The 19,994-nt window shown below is 67.1% G+C and carries 22 protein-coding genes; 9 read left to right on the top strand and 13 right to left on the bottom strand.

The window, feature by feature from the left end; all coding sequences use genetic code 11:
• The first annotated feature begins 258 nt into the window (after positions 1-258).
• Positions 259-822, top strand: a complete 564-nt coding sequence (locus tag C466_RS03040; protein ID WP_004596813.1) for a maltose acetyltransferase domain-containing protein — start codon at positions 259-261, stop codon at positions 820-822.
• A gap of 3 nt (positions 823-825) precedes the next feature.
• Here the strand turns inward: C466_RS03040 and prs are convergent, their stop codons facing one another.
• Complete coding sequence (gene prs / locus C466_RS03035; RefSeq protein WP_004596815.1) at positions 826-1,686, bottom strand: ribose-phosphate diphosphokinase; 861 nt, start codon at positions 1,684-1,686, stop codon at positions 826-828.
• A 167-nt stretch (positions 1,687-1,853) separates the two neighbouring features.
• Between prs and C466_RS03030 the strand changes: the two genes are divergently transcribed.
• Positions 1,854-2,510: an HVO_0476 family zinc finger protein gene (locus tag C466_RS03030; protein WP_004596817.1), complete on the top strand. Its 657-nt coding sequence runs from the start codon at positions 1,854-1,856 to the stop codon at positions 2,508-2,510.
• A gap of 922 nt (positions 2,511-3,432) precedes the next feature.
• Here the strand turns inward: C466_RS03030 and C466_RS16420 are convergent.
• The 3 genes from C466_RS16420 to C466_RS03020 form a co-directional block, all read right to left on the bottom strand.
• Positions 3,433-4,464: a hypothetical protein gene (locus C466_RS16420; protein WP_152418565.1), complete on the bottom strand. Its 1,032-nt coding sequence runs from the start codon at positions 4,462-4,464 to the stop codon at positions 3,433-3,435.
• A 160-nt stretch (positions 4,465-4,624) separates the two neighbouring features.
• The gene (locus tag C466_RS03025; protein WP_004596818.1) at positions 4,625-5,080 is read right to left on the bottom strand and encodes a hypothetical protein; all 456 of its coding nucleotides are present in this window, start codon (positions 5,078-5,080) and stop codon (positions 4,625-4,627) included.
• A 27-nt stretch (positions 5,081-5,107) separates the two neighbouring features.
• The gene (locus C466_RS03020; RefSeq protein WP_004596820.1) at positions 5,108-5,662 is read right to left on the bottom strand and encodes a hypothetical protein; all 555 of its coding nucleotides are present in this window, start codon (positions 5,660-5,662) and stop codon (positions 5,108-5,110) included.
• A gap of 251 nt (positions 5,663-5,913) precedes the next feature.
• On the opposite strand from C466_RS03020, the gene C466_RS03015 reads away from it, so the two are divergent.
• From C466_RS03015 to C466_RS03005, 3 genes are all read left to right on the top strand, one after another.
• Positions 5,914-6,117 carry a hypothetical protein gene (locus tag C466_RS03015; protein ID WP_004596822.1) on the top strand — a complete coding sequence of 68 codons (204 nt, stop codon included), beginning with the start codon at positions 5,914-5,916 and terminating at the stop codon, positions 6,115-6,117.
• A 91-nt stretch (positions 6,118-6,208) separates the two neighbouring features.
• Complete coding sequence (gene ggt, locus C466_RS03010) at positions 6,209-7,867, top strand: gamma-glutamyltransferase (protein ID WP_004596823.1); 1,659 nt, start codon at positions 6,209-6,211, stop codon at positions 7,865-7,867.
• Between the two features lie 209 nt (positions 7,868-8,076).
• Positions 8,077-9,459, top strand: a complete 1,383-nt coding sequence (locus C466_RS03005) for an ABC transporter substrate-binding protein (protein ID WP_193366040.1) — start codon at positions 8,077-8,079, stop codon at positions 9,457-9,459.
• Positions 9,460-9,522: 63 nt separating this feature from the next.
• On the opposite strand, the gene C466_RS03000 is transcribed toward C466_RS03005, so the two are convergent.
• From C466_RS03000 to C466_RS02980, 5 genes are all read right to left on the bottom strand, one after another.
• Positions 9,523-9,933 (bottom strand): DoxX family protein, encoded by a 411-nt coding sequence (locus C466_RS03000; protein ID WP_004596827.1) that lies wholly within the window; start codon positions 9,931-9,933, stop codon positions 9,523-9,525.
• 60 nt (positions 9,934-9,993) lie between these two features.
• On the bottom strand, positions 9,994-10,857 hold the full coding sequence (locus C466_RS02995; protein WP_004596829.1) for an Nmad3 family putative nucleotide modification protein: 864 nt from the start codon (positions 10,855-10,857) through the stop codon (positions 9,994-9,996).
• Positions 10,858-10,875: 18 nt separating this feature from the next.
• Positions 10,876-11,469 carry a DJ-1/PfpI family protein gene (locus C466_RS02990; RefSeq protein WP_004596830.1) on the bottom strand — a complete coding sequence of 198 codons (594 nt, stop codon included), beginning with the start codon at positions 11,467-11,469 and terminating at the stop codon, positions 10,876-10,878.
• 198 nt (positions 11,470-11,667) lie between these two features.
• Positions 11,668-12,723 (bottom strand): sensor histidine kinase, encoded by a 1,056-nt coding sequence (locus C466_RS02985; protein ID WP_004596833.1) that lies wholly within the window; start codon positions 12,721-12,723, stop codon positions 11,668-11,670.
• A gap of 89 nt (positions 12,724-12,812) precedes the next feature.
• The gene (locus tag C466_RS02980) at positions 12,813-12,992 is read right to left on the bottom strand and encodes a hypothetical protein (RefSeq protein ID WP_004596834.1); all 180 of its coding nucleotides are present in this window, start codon (positions 12,990-12,992) and stop codon (positions 12,813-12,815) included.
• A gap of 216 nt (positions 12,993-13,208) precedes the next feature.
• On the opposite strand from C466_RS02980, the gene C466_RS02975 reads away from it, so the two are divergent.
• Positions 13,209-13,865: a helix-turn-helix domain-containing protein gene (locus C466_RS02975; RefSeq protein WP_049902369.1), complete on the top strand. Its 657-nt coding sequence runs from the start codon at positions 13,209-13,211 to the stop codon at positions 13,863-13,865.
• Between the two features lie 32 nt (positions 13,866-13,897).
• Here the strand turns inward: C466_RS02975 and C466_RS02970 are convergent, their stop codons facing one another.
• Positions 13,898-14,800 (bottom strand): acyltransferase, encoded by a 903-nt coding sequence (locus tag C466_RS02970; RefSeq protein WP_004596838.1) that lies wholly within the window; start codon positions 14,798-14,800, stop codon positions 13,898-13,900.
• A 63-nt stretch (positions 14,801-14,863) separates the two neighbouring features.
• Positions 14,864-15,040 (bottom strand): hypothetical protein, encoded by a 177-nt coding sequence (locus tag C466_RS16735; protein WP_159358901.1) that lies wholly within the window; start codon positions 15,038-15,040, stop codon positions 14,864-14,866.
• Between the two features lie 146 nt (positions 15,041-15,186).
• On the opposite strand from C466_RS16735, the gene C466_RS02965 reads away from it, so the two are divergent.
• The 3 genes from C466_RS02965 (at position 15,187) to C466_RS02955 (ending at position 17,705) form a co-directional block, all read left to right on the top strand.
• Positions 15,187-16,260, top strand: a complete 1,074-nt coding sequence (locus C466_RS02965; RefSeq protein ID WP_004596840.1) for an aldo/keto reductase — start codon at positions 15,187-15,189, stop codon at positions 16,258-16,260.
• A 444-nt stretch (positions 16,261-16,704) separates the two neighbouring features.
• A complete protein-coding gene (locus C466_RS02960; protein WP_004596842.1) occupies positions 16,705-17,445 on the top strand; it encodes a helix-turn-helix domain-containing protein in 741 nt (246 codons plus the stop codon).
• Positions 17,446-17,513: 68 nt separating this feature from the next.
• A complete protein-coding gene (locus tag C466_RS02955; RefSeq protein WP_004596844.1) occupies positions 17,514-17,705 on the top strand; it encodes a hypothetical protein in 192 nt (63 codons plus the stop codon).
• 97 nt (positions 17,706-17,802) lie between these two features.
• On the opposite strand, the gene C466_RS02950 is transcribed toward C466_RS02955, so the two are convergent.
• Both C466_RS02950 and C466_RS02945 read right to left on the bottom strand, forming a co-directional pair.
• Positions 17,803-19,191 carry a M28 family peptidase gene (locus tag C466_RS02950; RefSeq protein ID WP_004596846.1) on the bottom strand — a complete coding sequence of 463 codons (1,389 nt, stop codon included), beginning with the start codon at positions 19,189-19,191 and terminating at the stop codon, positions 17,803-17,805.
• A gap of 56 nt (positions 19,192-19,247) precedes the next feature.
• Positions 19,248-19,955 carry a DUF2270 domain-containing protein gene (locus tag C466_RS02945; RefSeq protein ID WP_004596848.1) on the bottom strand — a complete coding sequence of 236 codons (708 nt, stop codon included), beginning with the start codon at positions 19,953-19,955 and terminating at the stop codon, positions 19,248-19,250.
• Positions 19,956-19,994: the final 39 nt, after the last annotated feature.

Here is a 19,994-nt window from a genome sequence, read left to right as displayed (position 1 = left end):
GGGGGCAGTCTGCCTTGTTGATTCCGAGGACGACACGGCTACCGCAGTATCTGAGGGAGCCATTGTTCGTGTCTCGGTCGACGAGGCGTAGGCCGATCAGTTCGGCGGCCCCGAGCTCCGCATCTCCCCGCTGAGACGCCGTCACGAGATGGCGGTAGATCATAATCATCGGCCGACCACACGCGATTCAATTTATAAACGCCGACCGTTGGCGCCGCCGACGGACAGGCCTTTGTCGCTCGCAGCGCCGGGAATCGTATGGGACGCGAGAAGGAGCGCATGCTCGCCGGCGAGGCGTACGACCCGACCGATCCGGAACTCAGGCGCGAGCGAGAGCGCGCCCGGGACCGCTGCCGGCGGTACAACGAGACCGCCCAGACGGAGACCGACCGCCGGGACCGACTCCTTCGCGAGCTGTTCGGGGCCGTCGGAGACGACGCGACGGTCCTGCCGCCGTTCCACTGCGACTACGGGTACAACGTCGGCGTCGGCGACGACTTCTTCGCAAACTTCGGCTGCGTCTTCCTCGACGCCGGGCCGATCGCGTTCGGCGACAACTGCATGCTCGGGCCGGGCGTCCACGTCTACACCCCGACGCACCCGCTCGGCCCCGAGGAGCGCGCGGCCGGGCGCGAGTTCGGCGACCCCGTCACGGTCGGCGACGACGTCTGGATCGGGGGACGGGCGGTGCTCACGCCCGGGGTCGAGGTCGGCGACGGCGCGGTCGTCGCGGCCGGCGCCGTCGTGGTCGACGACGTGCCGGCGCGGACGGTGGTCGGCGGCAACCCGGCCGAGGTGATCCGAGAAGTCGACGACGAGTGACCTCTACCGCGAGTCCAGCGCGTCGGCCACCGCGGGCGCGACGCTGACGACGCTACAGCCCCGCTCGACGGTGTCGGTGCCCACGATCCGGTCGACGCCGGCGGCGCGGAGCTTCGTCACCGCGTTGGCCGCGAGGACGGGGTGGACGCAGGCCGTCAGCACGCGCGCGGCGCCGCGGTCGGTGAGGACGGCGACCGACTCGCTCATCGTGGAGCCGGTGGCGATGATGTCGTCGACGACGACCACGTCCCGGTCGGCGACCGGCGCGTCGGAGGGCGACACCGCGACGGCGCCCGTCTCGCGGTCGCGATGCTTCTCGAAGTAGTCCGTCTCGCCGGCGCCGTAGGCGTCGCGGACGGTGGCGGCCGCGTCGATCGCCCCCTCGTCGGGGGCGAGGAAGAGCGGGTCGTCGAGGTCGGCGGGAAGCGGGTCCGCGAGGACGCCCGCGGCGTCGACCGCCTCGGCGGGGACGTCGAAGAAGTCGGCGACGGTCGCCTCGTGGGGGTTGACGAGGCGGACGCGGTCGGTCCCGGTCGAGATCGCCCGCGCCATCGCGCGGGCCGAGACGGGTTCTCCGTCGCCGAAGGAGTCGTCCTGGCGGGCGTACCCCATATAGGGGACAACGGTGGTCACGTCCGTCGCGCCGGCCTCGCGGACGGCGTCCTGGAGCTGGAGCAGTTCCACCCACGCCTCGTCTGAGTCGGTCGCGGCGACGATCACGGCCTCGTCGGCGTCGAAGTCGGGCACCGCGGCGAGCCCCTCCCCGTCGGGGAACCGGTCGTATGTCGGGGTCGCGAGCGCCCGGCCCGTCTCCGCGGCGAGCGCGGCCGCGAGCTGCTGCGAGCTGGACCCGGGTACGATCATGGGCGACCGTTCCGCGGACACCGGTAAACCAGTTTCCTTACCGCGCGGCCCCGCCGGCGGCCCCGGCCACCGGAAACGCCCTCGGCGCCGCCGCGCGCCACGCGAGCGCGACCCACACCGGCCCCACAGGGGCGGATATTTACGGGCGCGGCGGGTACGAGCGCCCAATGAGCGACACCGAAGCCGGCGCGCGCGTCGGACTCCCCTGTCCGTCGTGTTCGCCCGACGAGCCGACCGTCCACGAGGTCCTCAGCCCTGGCGGGCAGGCCACCGTGCGCTGTACCGAGTGCGACCACACCCACAAGACCGAGATCCCCGAGGAGGAGACCGTCGCCGTCACGATCGTCGTCTCGCAGGACGGCGACTCGTTCACGACGACGATGGACGTTCCCGCGGACGGCGACGTCGGCACCGGCGAGGAGTTCGTCGTCGACACCGACGACGCGCTGATGCAGGTGCGGATCACGGGGATCGAGCTCGGCCCGGAGAACCGCGTCGAGGAGGCCGACATCACCGACGTGGCGACGCTGTGGACCCGCGCGGTCGACAACGTCGCGGTCCCCGTCACGCTCCACCCGAAGGACGGGGAGGCGGACCAGACGCGCTCGCTGCGCGTGAACGTCCCCGGCGACTACGAGTTCACCGTCGACGAGACGGTGGAGTTCGGCGAGGAGGAGTTCACCGTCGAGGGGCTCCAGATCCGCGAGGACGCCCCCGAGTACCGCCACGAGAAGCTCGACCACCCCGGCGACCTCGCCTACGCGAAGGACCTCAAGCGGGTGTACGCCCGCGACGAGACGCTGACGGCGTGGTCGGCCTGGTAGGCGCGGCGGCCGCGCGTCTCGCCGCGCCCGCGCGCCAGCCGCGGTCGACCCGGTCGACCCGTACGCGCCCGGCGAGCCTCATACTAACATAAACAATTATGAAGGATACGCCCGTGGACGTAGTCGTGCCACCCGTAGTACACGACTGACGCACGCTCGACGGCGGGGACGACGACCGGTCCCGGCGGTCCGAGCACGCGCGAGGCGACCGAGACCGAACCGACGACCGAGCAATCGGGTCCATCGACGAACCCGGCCGACGACGGTGCGACGGATGCCGACGACGGAATCCAAGACCTGCCGACCGCCGCCGAGGCGGTCGCGCAGGCGGCGGCGACGTTCGATCCGTCCGACACCCGGCGGATCGCGAACGGCACCGACCGCTGGAACGAGTACGCCGGCTCGTCGCACTGACGACGCGGCCGGATCCTTTTATTCGACGGCGCGACTACCGACGAGCGGCCGATGACGAACCACCGCTCCGAGCCGGACTCGGCACCCGGCGACGACGAGCCCTATGAGTGCCGAGGCCAGCTTTCTATCCACACATTTGCGAGGAGAAGTGTACGAACGTCATAGAATCGTGTCTGCTACCTTCTGAGAGAGGACAGTCGTAATTAAAGCTGAATAGAGGGAACTCTGAGAGTCAGACAACTTGCCTCTCTCGGAAGTACCTGAGATCGGAAGGCAGTTACAATTGAGAGACGACTTACTGTCACTCTCGATGTGAGAGCACTTATTCAGTAATCAATAGCTCGCCTCGTCGCTGACCGGTTAAGGCTGGGAGATCCGACTAGATCCGGTTTTATGTCTATTCCAGAGAATGGCATCAGCCACACACTCAAGCTATAGAACGGGTAACTCTTGTCGGAGGTCTATTGATCAAAGCTGGGGATTCACGAAGAAGGGTCTCGCTAGCGGTTCAATAAACAACATCTATGTCAGAATATTTTTCTGCGTATTTTTCGACGGCCATCTGAAAACAGATTAGTGCGTAATGAGCGTCATCTTTCGTGATTTCATACTCTGTGGGGTGGTTTACTTTGTTTCTGAGCCACCAGAGGGGAGAGATCGTTTTTCCAATATACGAGGGAATGCCGTCCTCAGTATTATCTAATTTGTTTAGTCTACCACTCATATTTCCGGGAACATCCTCTTCTTCGTATAGATCAACACACAGTAATTCGATTATAGCCTCGCCTGCTCGGCCAACATCGCGAACGGCGTCCTCATATTCACCATCATTGAATTCCCTGACCGCTTTCTGGTAGTCCTGATGTAATTGCTCATCCGTTTCAACAATCGCCTGTAATTGTGCAGTAACGCTGTGTTGGTTGAATAGCTCAGCCGAGCCGGATTTCGGGTCCCTATCTTCGTTATTTAATTCGGATTCAACTTCGGGCCCGACTAGTGGCTCAAGACCGAATTTTCCCATGATACGTTTCAGTTCTCGCTTATTTTCATTTACTACATTGTTCGTATTATATTCATAATCTCCTCTGACAGACAGCTGGCGGTATTTCTGAAGAAGTGCGGGAATTGACTCTACCTCAATATCGAACCCCTCTATTTCTTCGTCTTGGTACGTTTTGAAATGGAAGATAAACCGAAAGGGAAGGTCATCACGCACTTTTTCAAGACCGTTCAAGAATTCTTCCGTGCTGATCTTCTGTTGTTCCGTACTGCGCCCAGATCCAAGGAGGCTCTGTAATCGCTTGCTGACTGAATTTTCTTTTTCTATCGGGATTCCATCATAGAGATAGAAATCCATTGTTCGCTGTGTCGGCCCCCATGGAATCAACTCAGTATCCGATTGCCGGTACCCCTCTTGTTGAAGAATTCGAACTAATTCGTGCTGGAATTGCTTCAAATTAGCCTCTTCAACGTCCATAGGAGCGAAATACTTCGCTTTCACGATTAGTTCCTCAGCATCAGGTTTGCTTGAAGCGTTCATATCACGAAACGGGATTTGTCTGCGGAATAAGGTACCATACAGTTTAAATCCCCATTCAGGTTGAACTAGTCAGAGAACAGGTCTCTCTCTGAAAACGAGAGATCCCGATTCTTAGATATCTTTATTCCGGAATAGCGTAGTCCAGCAAGTTGCTGTTCGGTCACTCTTCGTCGTGAACAGGCAAGTCAGCAAGCGCCTCAGAGTCGCAGTCAAACGGACTTGGCAGTTGGTCAACAAAGGCTCGCACGAATCCAATAGTTCCCGGCTCCACGATCACCTCGGCGTCCGCGTGAACCATCTCACCGTCTTCATTTTCGTAGGTCGTGGGGATGAGAACAGGAATTCCCTCCTCAATATACTCCTGTGAGACGCACCTGAGCGCCTCATTCTCCGTGTTTAGATTGCCATCTGTGTCTATTGTCCCGACGACTTCGCCTCGCTCGTGATCGTGTATCTCGACCTCTACGACCCCGTACTCGTCGTCGGGACCGTCCTCGTCGACAGCGTTTGCGATCCCCTCAGCAACGGCCCGTCCGAAATCTTCCTCCATCCACTCCGCTATCTTGGCGGCATCAGCGTCGGGACCGGGGCGATCGGGCCGTTCGGGGTCGTCCATGCGTTGTAGTATGTCTCCTGACAGTATTTAATCGCTAGAGTTCCTGTCCTCTTTGATATCGAGCACCCACAGCGCCCTGTCCAGCGTCCGGAGACTCACACCGTATTCGTTCGCTATCGCCCAACACGCCCCGAGATACAGTAAATACTCGTCAACAGTTGGATCGTCTGAAATCTCTTGCCGGAGATATCCTGTCTCCTGTAGGACGTTCCATGCCCGTTTGTCGATGACAGTGAACCGGTCAGGGTTGATGAACAGGAGGATTGCTGAGGCTACCGGGACACCAATACCGCTTAGAGAGGTCAGCGCCTCGACTTTCGTCCTGATGTTCGACTCGTGAACTGCCTCGTTGATCCGCGCTCGAATCTCTTCATCGTCGTTTTTATCGAGGTGCTTCAGGGTCGGCTTCGTGAACACTCTGACTTTCCATTCGATTATCCACTCTAAGTCCTCGTGTGTCCACTCGTCTTCCTCGAAGGCAGTTGGTAACGATTCGAGCCGGGTGACCTCGTCCTCGTACATCTCCTCTTCTTCAGCGTACAGTGGCTCTTGCTGTTCGAGTACGCGCCGGCCCAAGTCCATTACCTCAGCGGAACATCTCTACCAACATAGCATTAACCACAAGAAATTGTGTTTATAGAACTGTATTCTAATGTCTATAACCACGTTTTGACGCCCTCTAAAACAGTCAAACCCTGTATTTCGGTCACTAAATGCGACCGCGGGTTGACTGGATGACGCAGGCTGACGAACGAGTGCTTGAGTTTCTACACGAGAAGGATATAGTCGCGGCCCGAGCAACCGTTTTCACGCCGCCGCGCGTTCCGATGCCCATGGACCACCGCTGTCCCGATTGCGCCGTGACGATGGAGGAGGTCGAGTTCAGCATGGGCGACGCGTGGAACGCGCACGTCAGGACCGGCGAGAAGCGGTCAGGGCTCCTCGGGAAGCTCGGGATGAACGAGCGAAAGGAGCTGACGACGGTGATGTGTCCCGAGTGCGGGCTGGTCCGCCACTACGCCGAGTTCGAGGAGTGACGGCGTCGATCGCCGCACCGTCGACCGCACGCGACCGACACCGGACAGTTCCGGTCGGGCCTTTATTCTCCCCCGCGCCGGAGGGGTGCGTATGGAGCCAGACCTGGACCGATTCACGTCGCGCCGGTCGACCGTGTACGGCCAGCGCGGCGTGGTGGCGACCAGTCAGCCGCTCGCCAGCGAGGCGGGCATCGAAGTGTTACGCGAGGGCGGCAACGCGTTCGACGCGGCGGTCGCGACCGCGGCCGCGCTCAACGTCGTCGAGCCCACCTCGACCGGGCTCGGCGGCGACGTGTTCGCGCTGTACCGGACCGCCGACGGCGAGGTCGGCGCGATGCGCTCGTGCGGCGGCGCCCCCGCGGACGCGACGATCGAGAACGTCAGGGCGGCGCTCGCGGAGGACGACGACGCGGGCGCCTACTACCCGGACGACGGCGGCTACGCGGTCGACGACGCGGGCGAGGCCGGGATGCCGTTTTACGGCCCGCACGCGGTCACGGTCCCCGGGACGGCGCGGGGCTGGGAGGCGACCGTCGAGGAGCTAGGGCGGCTCAGCCTCGCGGACGCGCTCGCGCCGGCCATCCGCTACGCGACCGAGGGGTACCCGGTGTCGGAGGTCATCGCCTCCTACTGGGCGAGCGCCGACGCGCTGTTCACCGACGACCACGCCCGCGAGGCGTTCCTGTTCGACGGCGAGCCGCCGGACGTCGGGCAGACGGTGACGCTCCCGCGGCTCGGCGAGTCCATGCGGACGATCGCCGAGGAGGGCGCCGACGTCGTCTACGAGGGCGAGATCGCCGAGGCGATCGCCGACGAGGTCCAGTCGCAGGGCGGGTTCATGACCGTCGACGACCTCGCCGACTTCGAGGTCGAGTGGCCCGACCCGGTGTCGACGACCTACAACGGCGCCGAGGTGTACGAGCTGCCGCCGAACAACCAGGGGCTGATCGCCTTGGAGGCGCTCAACGTCGCGAGCGAGCTCGGCGCGGGCGAGTACGACTACGACTCGCCGGAGCGGGTCCACTACTTCGCGGAGGCCATGAAGCGGGCGTTCCACGACGGCCACCGCTACATCACCGACCCCGAGTACGAGGAGATTCCGCCGCTGGCGTCGAGCGAATGGGCCAGCGAGCGCGCCGCCGGCGTCGGCGCGACCGCCTCGCACGACGTCTCCTTCGGCGTGCCGAACGCGAACGCCGAGGACGCCGACACCGTCCTCCTCACCGTCGCCGACGAGGCGGGCAACGTCGTCTCGTACATCAACTCTCGGTTCGCCGGCTTCGGCTCCGGACTGGTCGCCGGCGACACCGGCATCGCCTTACAGAACCGCGGCGCGTCGTTCTCGCTCGACCCGGACCACCCGAACGCGCTCGAACCCGGCAAGCGCCCGTTCCACACGCTCATCCCGGGCGTCGTCCGATTCGACGAGGACGACTGGGCCGCCTTCGGCGTGATGGGCGGCTACATGCAGCCGCAGGGCCACGTCCAGGTGATCTCGAACATCGTCGACTACGACATGCCGCTCCAGCGCGCGCTCGACGAGCCGCGGTGGCGCTACCGCGAGAGCGGCGAACTGGGACTCGAACCGCACTTCGACGACGACGCCGCGGCGAAGCTGGTCCGGAAGGACCACGACGTGCGGACGCTCTCGCCGGTGATGTTCGGCGGCGCACAGATCGCCCGGAACGAAGACGGAGTGCTGTCGGCCGCCACGGAGCCCCGGAAGGACGGGAACGCACAGGGGTACTGAGCCGGGGACGACCGCGTTCGTGGCGCCGGCCAAATATCCTATCAGCGAGCGGGAACGACGCCGCTTTCGCGCTCGACCGCCGATCGACGAACGGTCGGTAGAGCGTGCCTGTGCGGAATAGAACGCGCCTGATGGGTTCGAATTCGACCGGCGTCGTATTTGTGGTCGTGGATACACTTATAACGGCTCGTATGGTATACTCTCACAGGATGACGCGAAGAATCCAGCGACGAGACGTGCTCAGAGGCGCCGGCGCGGTCGGCATCGCGGGGCTCGCCGGCTGTTCGACGGAGAGCGGCGACGGGAGCGACGGCTCCGACGGCTCCGACGGCGGCGACGGCTCCGACGGCGGCGACGGCGGCGACGGGAGCGACGGCGGCGACGCCAACAACGTCCCCGACGCCGTGATGGTCGTCGGCTTCCCGCAGTCCGGTATCCAGCTGTTCCGCGACTTCTACTCGGAGTTCGCCGACAGCGCGCCGGACCTGGACATCATCGTCCCCGACGGCCTGATCGACGGCGACCTCCCCGCAGAGGTGGACAACGACATGAACAACGTCATCGGCACCGCGCCCTCCGCGGGCGGTCCCGGCGCGGAGTTCTTCACCGAGTCGTATCAGGAGGAGTACGGCGAGGAGCCGGGCGTGTTCACCGCGCAGGCGTACGACGCGATGGCGGTCGAAATACTCGCGGCGACCGCGGCGGGCGAGAACGACGGCGAGGCGATTCGCGACCGCGTCCGGACGGTCGCCAACCCCGGCGGCGAGGAGTTCGGTCCCGCGGACCTCCCCGAGGCCGTCGAGACGGTCGCCGGGGGCGACCCGGTCCACTACGTGGGCGCGTCCTCGAGCGTCAACTTCGACGTCAACGGCGACATGGCCACCGCGGCCTACGACGTCATCGACTTCCAAGACGGCGAGCTCGTCACCCTCGACACCGTCGAGTTCGGGAACGAGCTCTCGGAGGAGGACCTGAACGCGACCGCCGCGGCTCCGGTCGGCGTCGACTCGTTCACCGCTCGGATCGGCGTTCTGATGCCGGAGACGGGCGACCTCGGCCCGCTCGGCGTGCCGATCCGCGACGGCGCGCTGCTCGCGGCCACGCAGGTCAACGACGCCGGCATCAACGTCGACGTCGAGACCAGAGTCGAGGACACACAGACCGACCCGCAGGCCGGCATCTCGGGGGCGAACGCCATCGTCAACGCCGGCTACGGCGCGGTCGTCGGCCCGGCGTCGTCGAACGTCAACCTCCAGGTTTCCGAACAGGTGTTCATCCCCAACGGCGTCGTCGGCATCTCGCCGTCCTCGACCGACCCGAACGTCACGGACCTCGAGGACAACGGCTACATCTTCCGGACCGCCCCCTCCGACCTGCTTCAGGGACCCGCGATGGCGGACCTCGCCGTGGGCGACAACGTCGGCGCCGAGAGCTCCGGCACGCTGTACCTCAACGACGCCTACGGGCAGTCGCTGGAGGAGGCGTACGTGAACGCCTTCGAGGAGCGCGACGGGACGATCGACCAGCGCGTCTCCTTCGAGCCGAACCAGGCGACGTACACCAGCCAGTGGTCGAGCGTGCTGAACGAGTAGGGAACTCGCCGACCTTTTCCCGTTTTTTCGCGGCGGGCGAGCCGCTGCGCTCGCCTTAGTCGGTCACTTCTTGTACGCCTCGCGAAGGAACACCAAGGCCCCGCCCAGCATCGCGAGGTTGCCGAAGAAGGCGAGCCGCTCGCCGCTCTTGTCGTCCTCGTCGGCGTTCCAGAAGTCGTGCATCGTCCCGGTCACGACGGTCAGAAACGCGACCGCCGCCCCGGTCGCGATCTTGGGGAGTCGCCAGAGCGCGATCCCGAGGCCGGCGACCACCATCATACCGGAAGCGAACGGCGCGGCGACGTCCGGCATCGGGACGCCGGCCGACTCGGCGTACTCGATCGTGTCTTCCATGTCGCGGAAGTCCTCCGAGGCCTGCGCGGCGAGGCCGACCCCGAGCAGGACGCGGCCGAGCCGCGACGGCGCGCCGCGGCCGACCGCCTCGTCCGTCGTCTCCGTGGATTCGTCGCTCATACGCCGTACAACGCGGCCGCGCCTCATAAATCGCGGTGGCGCCGGGAGCGGTACGCTTCGTCAGATCCCGTCGATCCGCGCCAGCAACCGGCTCGTCGCCGCCGCGTCGAAGGCCATGGGGCGGCGCCACCACGGGCCCTTCCCGGAGTCGCTCGACAGGTCGGTGACGATCGGGTTCGCTTCGCTCCCGGCGTCGGGCGCGCTCAGCGGGGCGACGCGGTCGAAGAGCCCGGACGCATCGGGATCGCCGACCGCGACGACGCGGGCGTCGAACGGGTCCCGTTTCAGGTGCGCGTTCGTCGGCGCGGCCGCGGCGGCGGCCGCGCGGTCGACGGCCCCGCCGTCCCCGTCGCCGTCCGCCGCCGAGAGCACTCGCTCGACCCGCATCCCGGCGAAGAGGTACGCGCCCCAGTCGGGCGCGAGGTCGTCGTCGACGGCGACCCCGCGCTGGCGGAGCCACGCGCCGTCGCGCTCGTCGGCGCCCGCGTCGCCCGCGCTGCCGCCGCCTGTGCGCTCGGCGGCGTCGCCGACCTGCCCGCCGCCCGGCCCCGCCCACCCGTGCGGTCGCAGCGTGAGGGTCGCGTAGAATAGGAGCCAGTCTCCGGGGCCGAGGTCGGCGATCCGGGCGGCCTTCACGCCGTGCGGGTCGCCGTAGGTGGCGCACTCGCGGCCGTGGACGCCCGGGAACTCGGGGTCGGCGTGGACCGCCGTCTCGCGCAGGTCCGCCGGGACGGCGAACGGGAGGTCGAGGTCGCCGTACGTCGGGAGCGGCTCGTCGACGGGGAACCGGTCCCGCGGGAGCGTCGCCGCCGACTCCGGGATCGGGACGTACGCGAAGGAGCCGTCGGGGTAGACGGGGCCGCGGAACCCCGGTTCGTTCGTGTTGGCGGCGACGTTGACGGCGACGGCGCGGGGACCGGGCATGACGAAAAAAGCGGGGACTCAGTCCGCCGTCGCGGCGGCCCCTTCGTGTTCGATCTCGGTCCCGAGGAGGTCGAGGAACTGCGCGATCCACTCGGGGTGGTCGGGCCACGCCTGCCCGGTGACGAGGTTGCCGTCGGTCGTCACGCCGTCGACCCACGAGCAGCCGGCGGCCTCGACCTCCGGCTTGACGGCCGGGTACGCCGTCATCTCGTAGCCGTCGAGCACGCCCGCCGCCGCGAGGATCTGCGGGCCGTGACAGATCGACGCGACGGGCTTGTCGGCCTCGAAGAAGTGCCGGACCGCGTCGAGCACCTCGTCGTAGCCGCGGAGGTACTCCGGCGCGCGTCCGCCGGGGACGACCAGGGCGTCGTAGTCGCTCGGGTCGATCTCGTCGAAGCCGTGGGTGAGCTCGAAGTCGTGCCCTCGGGTCTCGAGGTACGTCTGGTCGCCGCGGAAGTCGTGGATCGCGGTCTTGACCGTCTCGCCGCCCTCCCTGTCCGGACAGACGGCGTGGACCTCGTGGCCGACCGCCTGGAGCGCCTGGTACGGCACCATTATCTCGTAGTCCTCGCCGAAGTCGCCGACGATCAGCAGTATCCGTTGTCCTGTCATGCGCGTAACACCACTCGCCCGTACGCGCTGCTGCCCAATAACGATACTGACCTGTGGTAACACGAGGCGAAGTAGCCGGCGAGGGTCGCGGACCGCGGGGCGCCGAGACGGGGCGATACGCGCTCGACGGCCGTTAGACGCGCGTTCCCCGCCGCTCTCCGTTCGGCCGCAGCGCGGGACGCGCCGCCGGCGCCGCCGTCAGCCGAGGAAGTCGATGCCGGTCACTTCGAAGCGCGCTCCCCCGCCCTCCGCGTCGACCGCGACCACGTCCCACCCGTGGGCGTTGACGATGGTTCGAACGACCGAGAGCCCGTACCCGTGACCGCCGTCGCTCGTGGTGAACCCGTGATCGAACACCTCCTCCCTGTGGTCGGCGGCGATTCCCGGGCCGTCGTCCTCGACGTAGAAGCCGGTGTCGAGCGGCCCGACGCGCACCGCCACGTCATCGCCGCCGTGGTCCGCGCTGTTGCGGAAGAGGTTCTCGAACAGCTCGCGGAGCCGGTCGGGATCGCTGCTCACCGACCGGACTGTCTCGTAGCCGAGCGTCGCGTCGGGGGCCAGGTTCAGTCCCGCCCACGCCGAGTCGACGACCTCGCCGATGTCGGTCGGCTCCGGGTCGCTGACGACGTTCCCCTGTCGCGCGACGCGGAGCAGGTCGTCGACGAGCTGCGCCATCCGGTCGGTCGTCTCGTCGATCGCGTCGAGGTGCTCTTCGTCGCCGGTCGCCTCGTACAGCGTCAGGTTCCCCTCGATCACGTTCAGCGGGTTCCGGAGGTCGTGCGCGAGGATGTCGGTGAACTCCTTGAGGCGGTCGTTCTGCCGCTCTAACATCCGCTCGTACTCCTTCGTCGCCGTTGTGTCCCGACTGATCGCCGCGTACCCGTGAAAATCACCGTTCCACAGCGGCGACAGGGTCAGCGTGCCCCAGAAGACGGAGCCGTCCGCGCAGCGGTGCCAGTGTTCGAACTCGACCGATTCCTCCCTCGGCTCCGCGAAGAAGTCCTCGGGGAGCGAGTCGGAGTCCGCCTCGCCCTCGTCGTCGGCGAACAGCATCCGCACGTGTCGACCGAGGACGGCCTCCGCGTCGTGTCCGTAGAGCGTCGCCGACGGCGCGGGCCACGTGGCGACGGCCCCGTCGGCGTCGAGCATGAAGATGGCGTGCGAGGAGACGCCCTCCAGGAGCCGACGGGCGACTGCGTCCCCCGATTCGGACCGACCGGTCGGCGGACCGGGAGTATCGGGGGAGTCCGTCATGCGAGGAGGTCAACCTCCGATCACGAATCCTTTCGGGCTGGCCTGCCAAGGTATTTAAATAGAGACTGAGCGCCGCGGTTCCGCGCGCGTCAGTCCGCCAGCTCGACGACCATCACTTCAACGTCCGCGCCTGCTCTATCGCTTCGGTACTCCCACGTTCCGCGGGGGTTGACGCCGTTTTCGAAGGCGTCACGGATCACCCGACCGAGGGCGGCTTCGAACTCCTCTGTACTCGATACCTCGTCGTCGGGCGTGGAATCAGTTGTCATGGTGGAACGCACACTCGACTGCGATACGTCGCCGTCGGGGCATCGAACGCGCCGCCGCACGAACGAGAACCGCAGCCGCGTGTTTCTACGATCGTTGATATGTCTCCCGAACGGATAACACCAGCGAAACGCATGGTACACCAAGGTCGGTTTTTCTCCGGTAGACCCTCCCTACCGAGTTTTTAACGCAGTTGCGGGAGAATGGGGTGATATCTAATGAGCGTTATCGTCGAGTTGACTGTTCCGTCTACGGCCTTCGAGTTGGGACGGATCCTCCGAGTCGAAGGCCCGACCCAGATCACTCTCGAAACGATGGTCCCGCTGGGCGGCAAGCCCACCCCGTTCGTCCGAATCCGGAACGACGCCCGGGAGACGTTCGAGCGCTCTGTCAGCGACCACCCGTCGGTCAACGAGATACAGCTCGTCGACACTCACGACGACGAGACGCTGTACGCGTTGGACTGGGAGCCGTCGGACGCCTCGCTGCTGCGCCGGATTCTCGACTTAGACGCCGTCCTGCTCGGCGCGACCGGAACGACCGACTCGTGGGGCCTGGAGCTTCGCTTCCCCACCCACGAGGCGCTCTCGGCGTTCCAGGACCACTACGTCGAGGAGGACATCGGTGTGACCGTGGAGCGCATCTACAACCCCACGAAGCCCGACGCCGGCCCGTGGTACGGGCTGACGCCGCCGCAGCGCGAGACCCTCGCAGACGCCGTCTCGGCCGGGTACTACTCGCTGCCGCGGCAGATATCGACCCAAGAGCTCGCGGACTCGTTCGACATCTCCGACCAAGCCGTCACCGAACGCCTCCGGCGCGGCATCTCCACGCTGGTGCGGAACACGCTGCTGGTCGAGGAGCCGGAGGAGTAGAAACTGTCGCGCTCTGTTCGCCCGCTCCGCGCTCAGTTCGGCGGTCGGAGGTCCCGCTGAAACTCGTCGAACTGTTCGAGGTCGTCCGGGAGGTCGTACTCGATCTCCCGGTCGTCTTGGTTGTCGGGGAGCCGCCCGTCCTCGATCTCCTCGGCGGCCTCCTCCCACCCCGGCTTCACGCGGACACTGCGGGCGGGCGATCCGACGACCACGTGATGGGCGGGCACGTCGCCCTGAACGACCGACCGCGCGCCGACGACGCTGTTCTCGCCCACTCGACAGCCCGCCCGGACCATCGCGTCGTAGGTGACGCGGGCGTCCGCTTCGACGATCGTGTGGAAGTTCCGGACCTCGGTCTGGTCGACGATATCGTGGTCGTGACTGTAGAGGTGAACGCCGTCGGAGATGGAGGCGCGGTCGCCGATCGTCAGTTTCCCGCGGTCGTCGAGGTGGACGTCGTCGTGGATCACGACGTTGTCGCCGACCTCGATGTTGTGGCCGTAGGTGACGGAGATTCCCTTAAAGAAGCGGCAGTTCTCCCCGCACTCGGCGAACAGGTGGTTCCCGAGCATCTGCCGGAAGCGGAGCGCGAACTCGACGTTGTCGGCCATCGGGGTGGCGTCGAACTGCCGCCAGAGCCACTGGAGGTGTTTCGAGCGCTGGAAGCGGTCCTCGTCCTTCTCGGCGTAGTACTCCGACTCCAGCGTCGCGTTACACGGGTCGTACCCCTGGAGGCGGACGCGCTCGGCGCGCGACACCGACTCGCCGCTCTGCCACGCCTCCCACGCCTCGCGGTCGCCGTGGAGGTCGATCAGCACGTCGCGGACGACCTCGCAGGTGTCCTCGTCCGAGGCGAGCCGCTCGTCCACCTCGTCGATGAACCCTCGGACCCCGGCCTCGGCGCCGTCGGGCAGGGACACGTGTCGCTTTGTCATCGGGCCACCTTCGTCGCCGTCACTCAAAGGGATTCGGTTGTGCGAACGCGACGCCCGATCCGGTCAGCGGAGTTCGGCGCGGACGAACAGGGCGACAACCAGCCCGACGAACAGCACGACGAAGGCCACGACGATTCCGGCGACCCTGAACGACAGCAACAAGGCGGTGACCGAGACCACGGCGATGACCGCGAGCAGGGCGACGACGGCGTCGAGCCGACGGCGGAGGGCGTCGTCCATGGGCGTCGGATCGGTGAGAGGCGAGTAGTAAATACCGGTTCAGACCGCGACCGCGGCCCGCCGATTCCTCGCGACCGCGGCCCGCCGATTCCACCGGCGCGGGAGCGACCGCGTCCGATAAGTGTCCCCACTGCCAATCAGTGGCCATGCAACACCGCGAACTCGGGAACTCGGGCGTCGAGGTCTCCGAAATCGGCTTCGGCGCGTGGGTCGTCGGCACCGACTGGTGGGGCGACCGCTCGGACGACCAGGCGGTCGGGATGGTCGAGGAGGCGCTCGACGCGGGCGTCACCTACGTCGATACCGGCGACGTGTACGGCCACGGCGACAGCGAGGAGATAATCGGGAAGGCGATCGACGGCCGCCGAGACGAGGTGACGCTCGCGACGAAGATCGGCTACGACTTCTACAACAACCCGCAGGCCGGCCACGGCGAGCTTCCGAAAGAGCTCGACCGCGAGTACCTCGAAACCGCCTTCGAGCGCTCGCTCGACCGGCTCGACACCGACCACGTCGACCTGCTCCAACTGCACAACGCGAACGTCGACGACGTCACGCCCGAGGTGCGCGACCTCCTCCGCGAGTGGAAGGAGTCGGGGCGCGTCCGCGCGCTCGGCTGGGCGCTCGGCCCCTCGATCGGCTGGCTCGCCGAGGGCGACGCCGCCGTCGAGTACGAGGAGTTCGACGCTGTCCAGACCGTCTTCAACCTCTTCGAGCAGGAGCCCGGTCGCCACTTCGTCGACAGTATTCGCGAGTCCGGGTCCGACACATCCGTCATCGCCCGCGTCCCGCACTCCTCCGGCCTGCTCAACGAGCAGGTGACGCCCGACACCGTCCTCGAGGACGGCGACCACCGCTCGCACCGCCCGAAGGAGTGGTACGAGACGGGCTGGGAGAAGGTCGAGGCGATCCGCTTCCTCGAAGATCCGGAGCACAGCGAGGGGACGCGCACGATGGCGCAGGCCGCGATCCGCTGGCTGCTCGCGCACGACGAGGTCGCCTCCGTCACGCCGACGTTCCGCGACGGCGACGACATCGCCGAGTGGAGCGCCGCGGCGGACGTGCCGCCGATCTCCGACAGCGAGTACGACCGCCTCGAAGAGCTGTACGCCCGGAACTTCGATATCGACCGCGACGACGGGATGGACGTCCTCCGCACCTCCGTCGACGGCGAGGACATCGAGGCCGCCGGCCTCGACAAGCGCGCGGCCTCGTACTGAGCGGCGACCGGCTCCGCCCCTCCCGGCGTCCCGCCGACCCGCTTCTTTCGCCTCGAAAGCGCCAGACAGAGAGCGGTTCTTCCCGAAAAGAACCACTTTCACCCCGCCCCGGATCGGCCGCGTCGCTGGCGAGCGCGGAAACGGCGGCTCGGTCGAACCCCGTCGTCACAGAGTAACGAGGAGGAAGCCCCCGGCTTCAGTCGTGGGCCACTGACGAGGGGCTCGGTGGAGAAAATCGAGAACTACTAAGCGACCGTGGCGAGCGTGTCGGGTGTTGTAACTCGGCACGTAGAAGTGGTGGCTCGGTTGAAGGCTTTCGTCACAAGGGGCTTAGAGGGGGTAACGGATCGTCATGGCCACCACACCGACGATTGCGCGGTCACCGGTATAAATGGCTCGCGACGCTCCGGAACCCGTTTGAACCCGGGCGCCCTCGGAACTCCCATGCGGGAAGTGACGTTCCGGATCCACCACGCGGGGGAGCCGGAGTGCGAGGTGAGCGCGCGCCACCCGGAGGTGCGCTACCGGTCGGTCTCTTCGATGACCGGCAGCGGCCCCGAGCACAAGCGGATCGCCGAGCTCACCGGGCCGTCGGCGGAGATCGAGGCGTTCGTCGAGGAGTTCCGCGAGTTCGACCTGATCGTCTCCGCGGAGCCGCTCGCACCGATCGAGGGGACGCACGCCTACGTCGCGCTGACGATCGACGTCGCGGCGGCCGACTGGGACGGGATCGGCGAGCGGTTCTCTCAGATGGGGATCCACTACCGGACGGGGACGACCATCTCCGGCGGCGTCGAGCGATGGACGGCGTACCTGGAGGACGACGACGACCTCTCGGCGGTGATGCGCGAACTGGAGCGCGGCGGCAACGAGGTGGAGCTCGCACGGAACGTGGAGCTGGCGTCGATCGAGCGGTCCCCGCAGCTCCCCGCGTCCGGCCTCCTCAACGGGCTCACCGACCGGCAGCGGGAGGTCCTCGCGACCGCGATCGCCGCGGGCTACTACGACCACGGCGGGGGCGTCGGCGTCGAGGAGGTCGCCGCGGAGCTGGGCCTCGGCTCGACGACGGTGTGGGAACATCTCTCGCGCGCGGAGTCGACGGTGATGAACGCGCTGTTCGACCGGTTCGCGGACGGGGAGCCGGTCGGGGCCGTCCGGGAGCGAGACCGGACGGACTCGGCGTGAAACGGTCGAATTAGGCGAAAAATCGACTCGGACCAACGCTTTTGGTGCTTCGGGACGGAGCGGCGCGTATGGACGACGGAACCGTCTCCGTGCCGGACGAGCAGTACGAGCGCCTCGCTGCCCTCGCCGCCGCCCGCGGCGTGAGCCCCGAGACGCAGCTGGCCCGGCTCATCGACGACGCGTACGCCGGCCTCGACGGCGAGGGGGACGCCCCCGAGTCGCTCCCGCTCGGCGTCTGCGACGGCTCCGACGAGGAGTGAGTCGGGTGCGGGACCGGCGAGCGGTCCGTGAGCCGCCGCGCCGGACTCGTTCGGACCCGTTCTCGCCCCCGTTTCGGTTCGAACTCCGCCGCCGCCCTCACTCCTCGTAGGGCCACCGCCCGCCCGTCTTCAGCTCCTCGACGTACCCCTCGTCGATCGCGTCGCGGATCGACTCCCGCGAGCGGTGTTCGGCCTCGACCTCCCCCGTCGCGAACCGGTAGACGGCCGCGGTCACGAGCGTGGCCACCTCGCGGAGGTCCCGGGAGTCGAGCTTGTCGAGGGTGTCGGCGTGGGTGTGCCCCCAACCGCGCCCGGACTGGTCGCTGGTCGTCGAGGCCATCACGGCCGGGATCCCCTCTTGGACGAACGCCCACTGGTCGCCGTGCGGCGAGATCGTCTCGCCGGTCGTCAGGGGCGCGTCGAACGCGTCCGCGACGGCCTCGAACGTCGAGCGCATCCCCTCGAACCCGTTCGTCCCGACGCGGAGGTTCCGCGAGCTACAGGCGCCGTCGAGGTTGACCACGCAGGCGATCTCCTCCTCGGGCGTCGTCTCCGCGGCGTGATACGCCCCCCACAGCCCGATCTCCTCGGAGCCGAAGGTGACGAGGCGTACCCGCGTGTCGAGGTCGTCCTCGACGCTCGCGAGCAGTCGCCCGACCTCCGCGACGAGCGCCGACCCCGCGCCGTTGTCGTTGGCCCCGTCGCTCACGTCGTGGGCGTCGACGTGGGCGGTGAGGTACACCGCCTCCTCGGTGTCCGGCCCGACCTCCGCGACGGCGTTCACCGAGGTCGTCGGCTCGTTTCGGCAGTCGACGTCGAGCGAGACGATCGGGCGGTCGGCGCCGCCGCGTTCCGACTCGTCGCCGTCGCCCTCGGCCGCCTCGGCGAGCCGCGCGAGCTGCTCGCCGACCTCCTTCGAGACGCCGACGGCGGGGATCGGCCCCGGTCGGTTGTGGTAGCCGATCTCGCCGGTCGGCGGGAGCGCCCCCTCGATGTGGTTGCGGAAGACGAACCCGACCGCGCCGCGCTCCGCGGCCGCGACGTACTTCTCCATCCGGTGGATCCACCGGTCGTGAGAGTCGGGGGTGCGCGAGGAAGCCATGGCGATCGCTCCCTCCAGCGCCTCGCCCGCGGCCGCGAACTCCTCGTCCGTGCCGTCCCCGACGTCGACGAGCGGCGCCGTCGCCTCGCCGCTCGGCGTGCCGGGCAGCGCGATCACCTCGTGGGAGTTCTCGTGGCGCCGCTCGACGGCGCCCGACACCGACAGCGACGAGTCGCCCCGCCACCAGCCGGGGATCTCGAACTCGTCGAGGCCGGCGTTCCGCAGGCCGGCCGCCTCGAACGCCTCGACGACGCGCTCGGCCCCACGGCGCTCGCCGGTCGACCCCGCCATGCGATCTCCGATGTCCGTCAGGTCCGTGAGGAGGCTCCACCCGAAGTCGCTCGTCCGCGCGTCGCCGACGACGCGGTCCGGTAGCTCGGTCATACGATCCGCTTGTACCGCGGGCGAAAAGGGGTTCGGGAAGCGGAGACGGGCCCGGCTCACTTCCAGTCGTCGACGCTCTCGGCGGACTGCATCTCGCCTTTGGCCAGCCTCGGGGCCCGTCGCAGCGTCAGCGCCAGCACGACGAGGTAGAAGCAGGCGACGATCGCCAGCACGAGCGCGCCCGGAATCGCGCCGACCGCGGCGGTCGCGACGACGCCGCTCCCGGACGGCGTGAACACGGTGAGCCTGACGATCCACGCCGCGATGAGGACGGAGAAGAGCGGCGCGTACACCCGTCTGAGGCGCCGGGACACCGCCTCGACGCTCGGCATCTTGATCGTCGGCTCGCGGAGGTCCTCGCTCAGCAGCTGTCGCCAGTTCGACTGCTCGACGCCCTCCGGGTCGAGCGCGTTCGCGAACACGTTCTCCTCCAGCAGTCGGACGCGGGACCGCCAGACGTCGAAGGTTCGGTACCGGCGGGTCTCGATGCCGAGGAAGACGCTGAGCATGACGAGCCCGATGAGCAGCACGTAGTGCGGCCGCGACTCGTTCGAAAAGGTCCACGTGAGCAGCGACGCCGTCACCACGACCGCCCAGTTGGTCGTCCGGTCGATGCGGGTCCGCCACGAGCTCGTCCGGCCGAGCTCGCCGCGGTAGGTGTGGGCCATGAGCGAGAGGAAGTCGGAGCGGTCGGTCGCGGCCTCGGCGGCGACCTCGCGCTCCTCCCGCGACTCGGGATCGAAATTTTCGGACGGGTCGGACATACCGACCAGTACCGAAGCGGGACGGGTAAAAGGAGGGCC

It is taken from the genome of Halorubrum distributum JCM 10118, from assembly GCF_000337335.1.
GTDB classification, from domain to species: domain Archaea; phylum Halobacteriota; class Halobacteria; order Halobacteriales; family Haloferacaceae; genus Halorubrum; species Halorubrum distributum.
Note: the sequence above shows the minus strand (reverse complement) of the source record. Positions and strands in the feature narration are given on the sequence as shown.

Excerpts from the sequence above, each read along its gene's own strand:
- C466_RS02955 (WP_004596844.1), top strand. The coding sequence starts at position 17,514 with ATGGACGACGGAACCGTCTCCGTGCCGGACGAGCAGTACGAGCGCCTC.
- C466_RS02965 (WP_004596840.1), top strand. The coding sequence starts at position 15,187 with ATGCAACACCGCGAACTCGGGAACTCGGGCGTCGAGGTCTCCGAAATC.
- C466_RS02980 (WP_004596834.1), bottom strand. The coding sequence starts at position 12,992 with ATGACAACTGATTCCACGCCCGACGACGAGGTATCGAGTACAGAGGAG.
- C466_RS02995 (WP_004596829.1), bottom strand. The coding sequence starts at position 10,857 with ATGCCCGGTCCCCGCGCCGTCGCCGTCAACGTCGCCGCCAACACGAAC.
- C466_RS03040 (WP_004596813.1), top strand. The coding sequence starts at position 259 with ATGGGACGCGAGAAGGAGCGCATGCTCGCCGGCGAGGCGTACGACCCG.
- C466_RS02970 (WP_004596838.1), bottom strand. The coding sequence starts at position 14,800 with ATGACAAAGCGACACGTGTCCCTGCCCGACGGCGCCGAGGCCGGGGTC.
- C466_RS02975 (WP_049902369.1), top strand. The coding sequence starts at position 13,209 with ATGAGCGTTATCGTCGAGTTGACTGTTCCGTCTACGGCCTTCGAGTTG.
- C466_RS02990 (WP_004596830.1), bottom strand. The coding sequence starts at position 11,469 with ATGACAGGACAACGGATACTGCTGATCGTCGGCGACTTCGGCGAGGAC.
- C466_RS03005 (WP_193366040.1), top strand. The coding sequence starts at position 8,077 with ATGACGCGAAGAATCCAGCGACGAGACGTGCTCAGAGGCGCCGGCGCG.
- C466_RS02945 (WP_004596848.1), bottom strand. The coding sequence starts at position 19,955 with ATGTCCGACCCGTCCGAAAATTTCGATCCCGAGTCGCGGGAGGAGCGC.
- C466_RS02950 (WP_004596846.1), bottom strand. The coding sequence starts at position 19,191 with ATGACCGAGCTACCGGACCGCGTCGTCGGCGACGCGCGGACGAGCGAC.
- C466_RS02985 (WP_004596833.1), bottom strand. The coding sequence starts at position 12,723 with ATGACGGACTCCCCCGATACTCCCGGTCCGCCGACCGGTCGGTCCGAA.
- C466_RS03025 (WP_004596818.1), bottom strand. The coding sequence starts at position 5,080 with ATGGACGACCCCGAACGGCCCGATCGCCCCGGTCCCGACGCTGATGCC.
- C466_RS02960 (WP_004596842.1), top strand. The coding sequence starts at position 16,705 with ATGCGGGAAGTGACGTTCCGGATCCACCACGCGGGGGAGCCGGAGTGC.
- C466_RS03000 (WP_004596827.1), bottom strand. The coding sequence starts at position 9,933 with ATGAGCGACGAATCCACGGAGACGACGGACGAGGCGGTCGGCCGCGGC.
- C466_RS03015 (WP_004596822.1), top strand. The coding sequence starts at position 5,914 with ATGGACCACCGCTGTCCCGATTGCGCCGTGACGATGGAGGAGGTCGAG.
- C466_RS16420 (WP_152418565.1), bottom strand. The coding sequence starts at position 4,464 with ATGAACGCTTCAAGCAAACCTGATGCTGAGGAACTAATCGTGAAAGCG.
- C466_RS03020 (WP_004596820.1), bottom strand. The coding sequence starts at position 5,662 with ATGGACTTGGGCCGGCGCGTACTCGAACAGCAAGAGCCACTGTACGCT.
- prs (WP_004596815.1), bottom strand. The coding sequence starts at position 1,686 with ATGATCGTACCCGGGTCCAGCTCGCAGCAGCTCGCGGCCGCGCTCGCC.
- C466_RS03030 (WP_004596817.1), top strand. The coding sequence starts at position 1,854 with ATGAGCGACACCGAAGCCGGCGCGCGCGTCGGACTCCCCTGTCCGTCG.
- ggt (WP_004596823.1), top strand. The coding sequence starts at position 6,209 with ATGGAGCCAGACCTGGACCGATTCACGTCGCGCCGGTCGACCGTGTAC.
- C466_RS16735 (WP_159358901.1), bottom strand. The coding sequence starts at position 15,040 with ATGGACGACGCCCTCCGCCGTCGGCTCGACGCCGTCGTCGCCCTGCTC.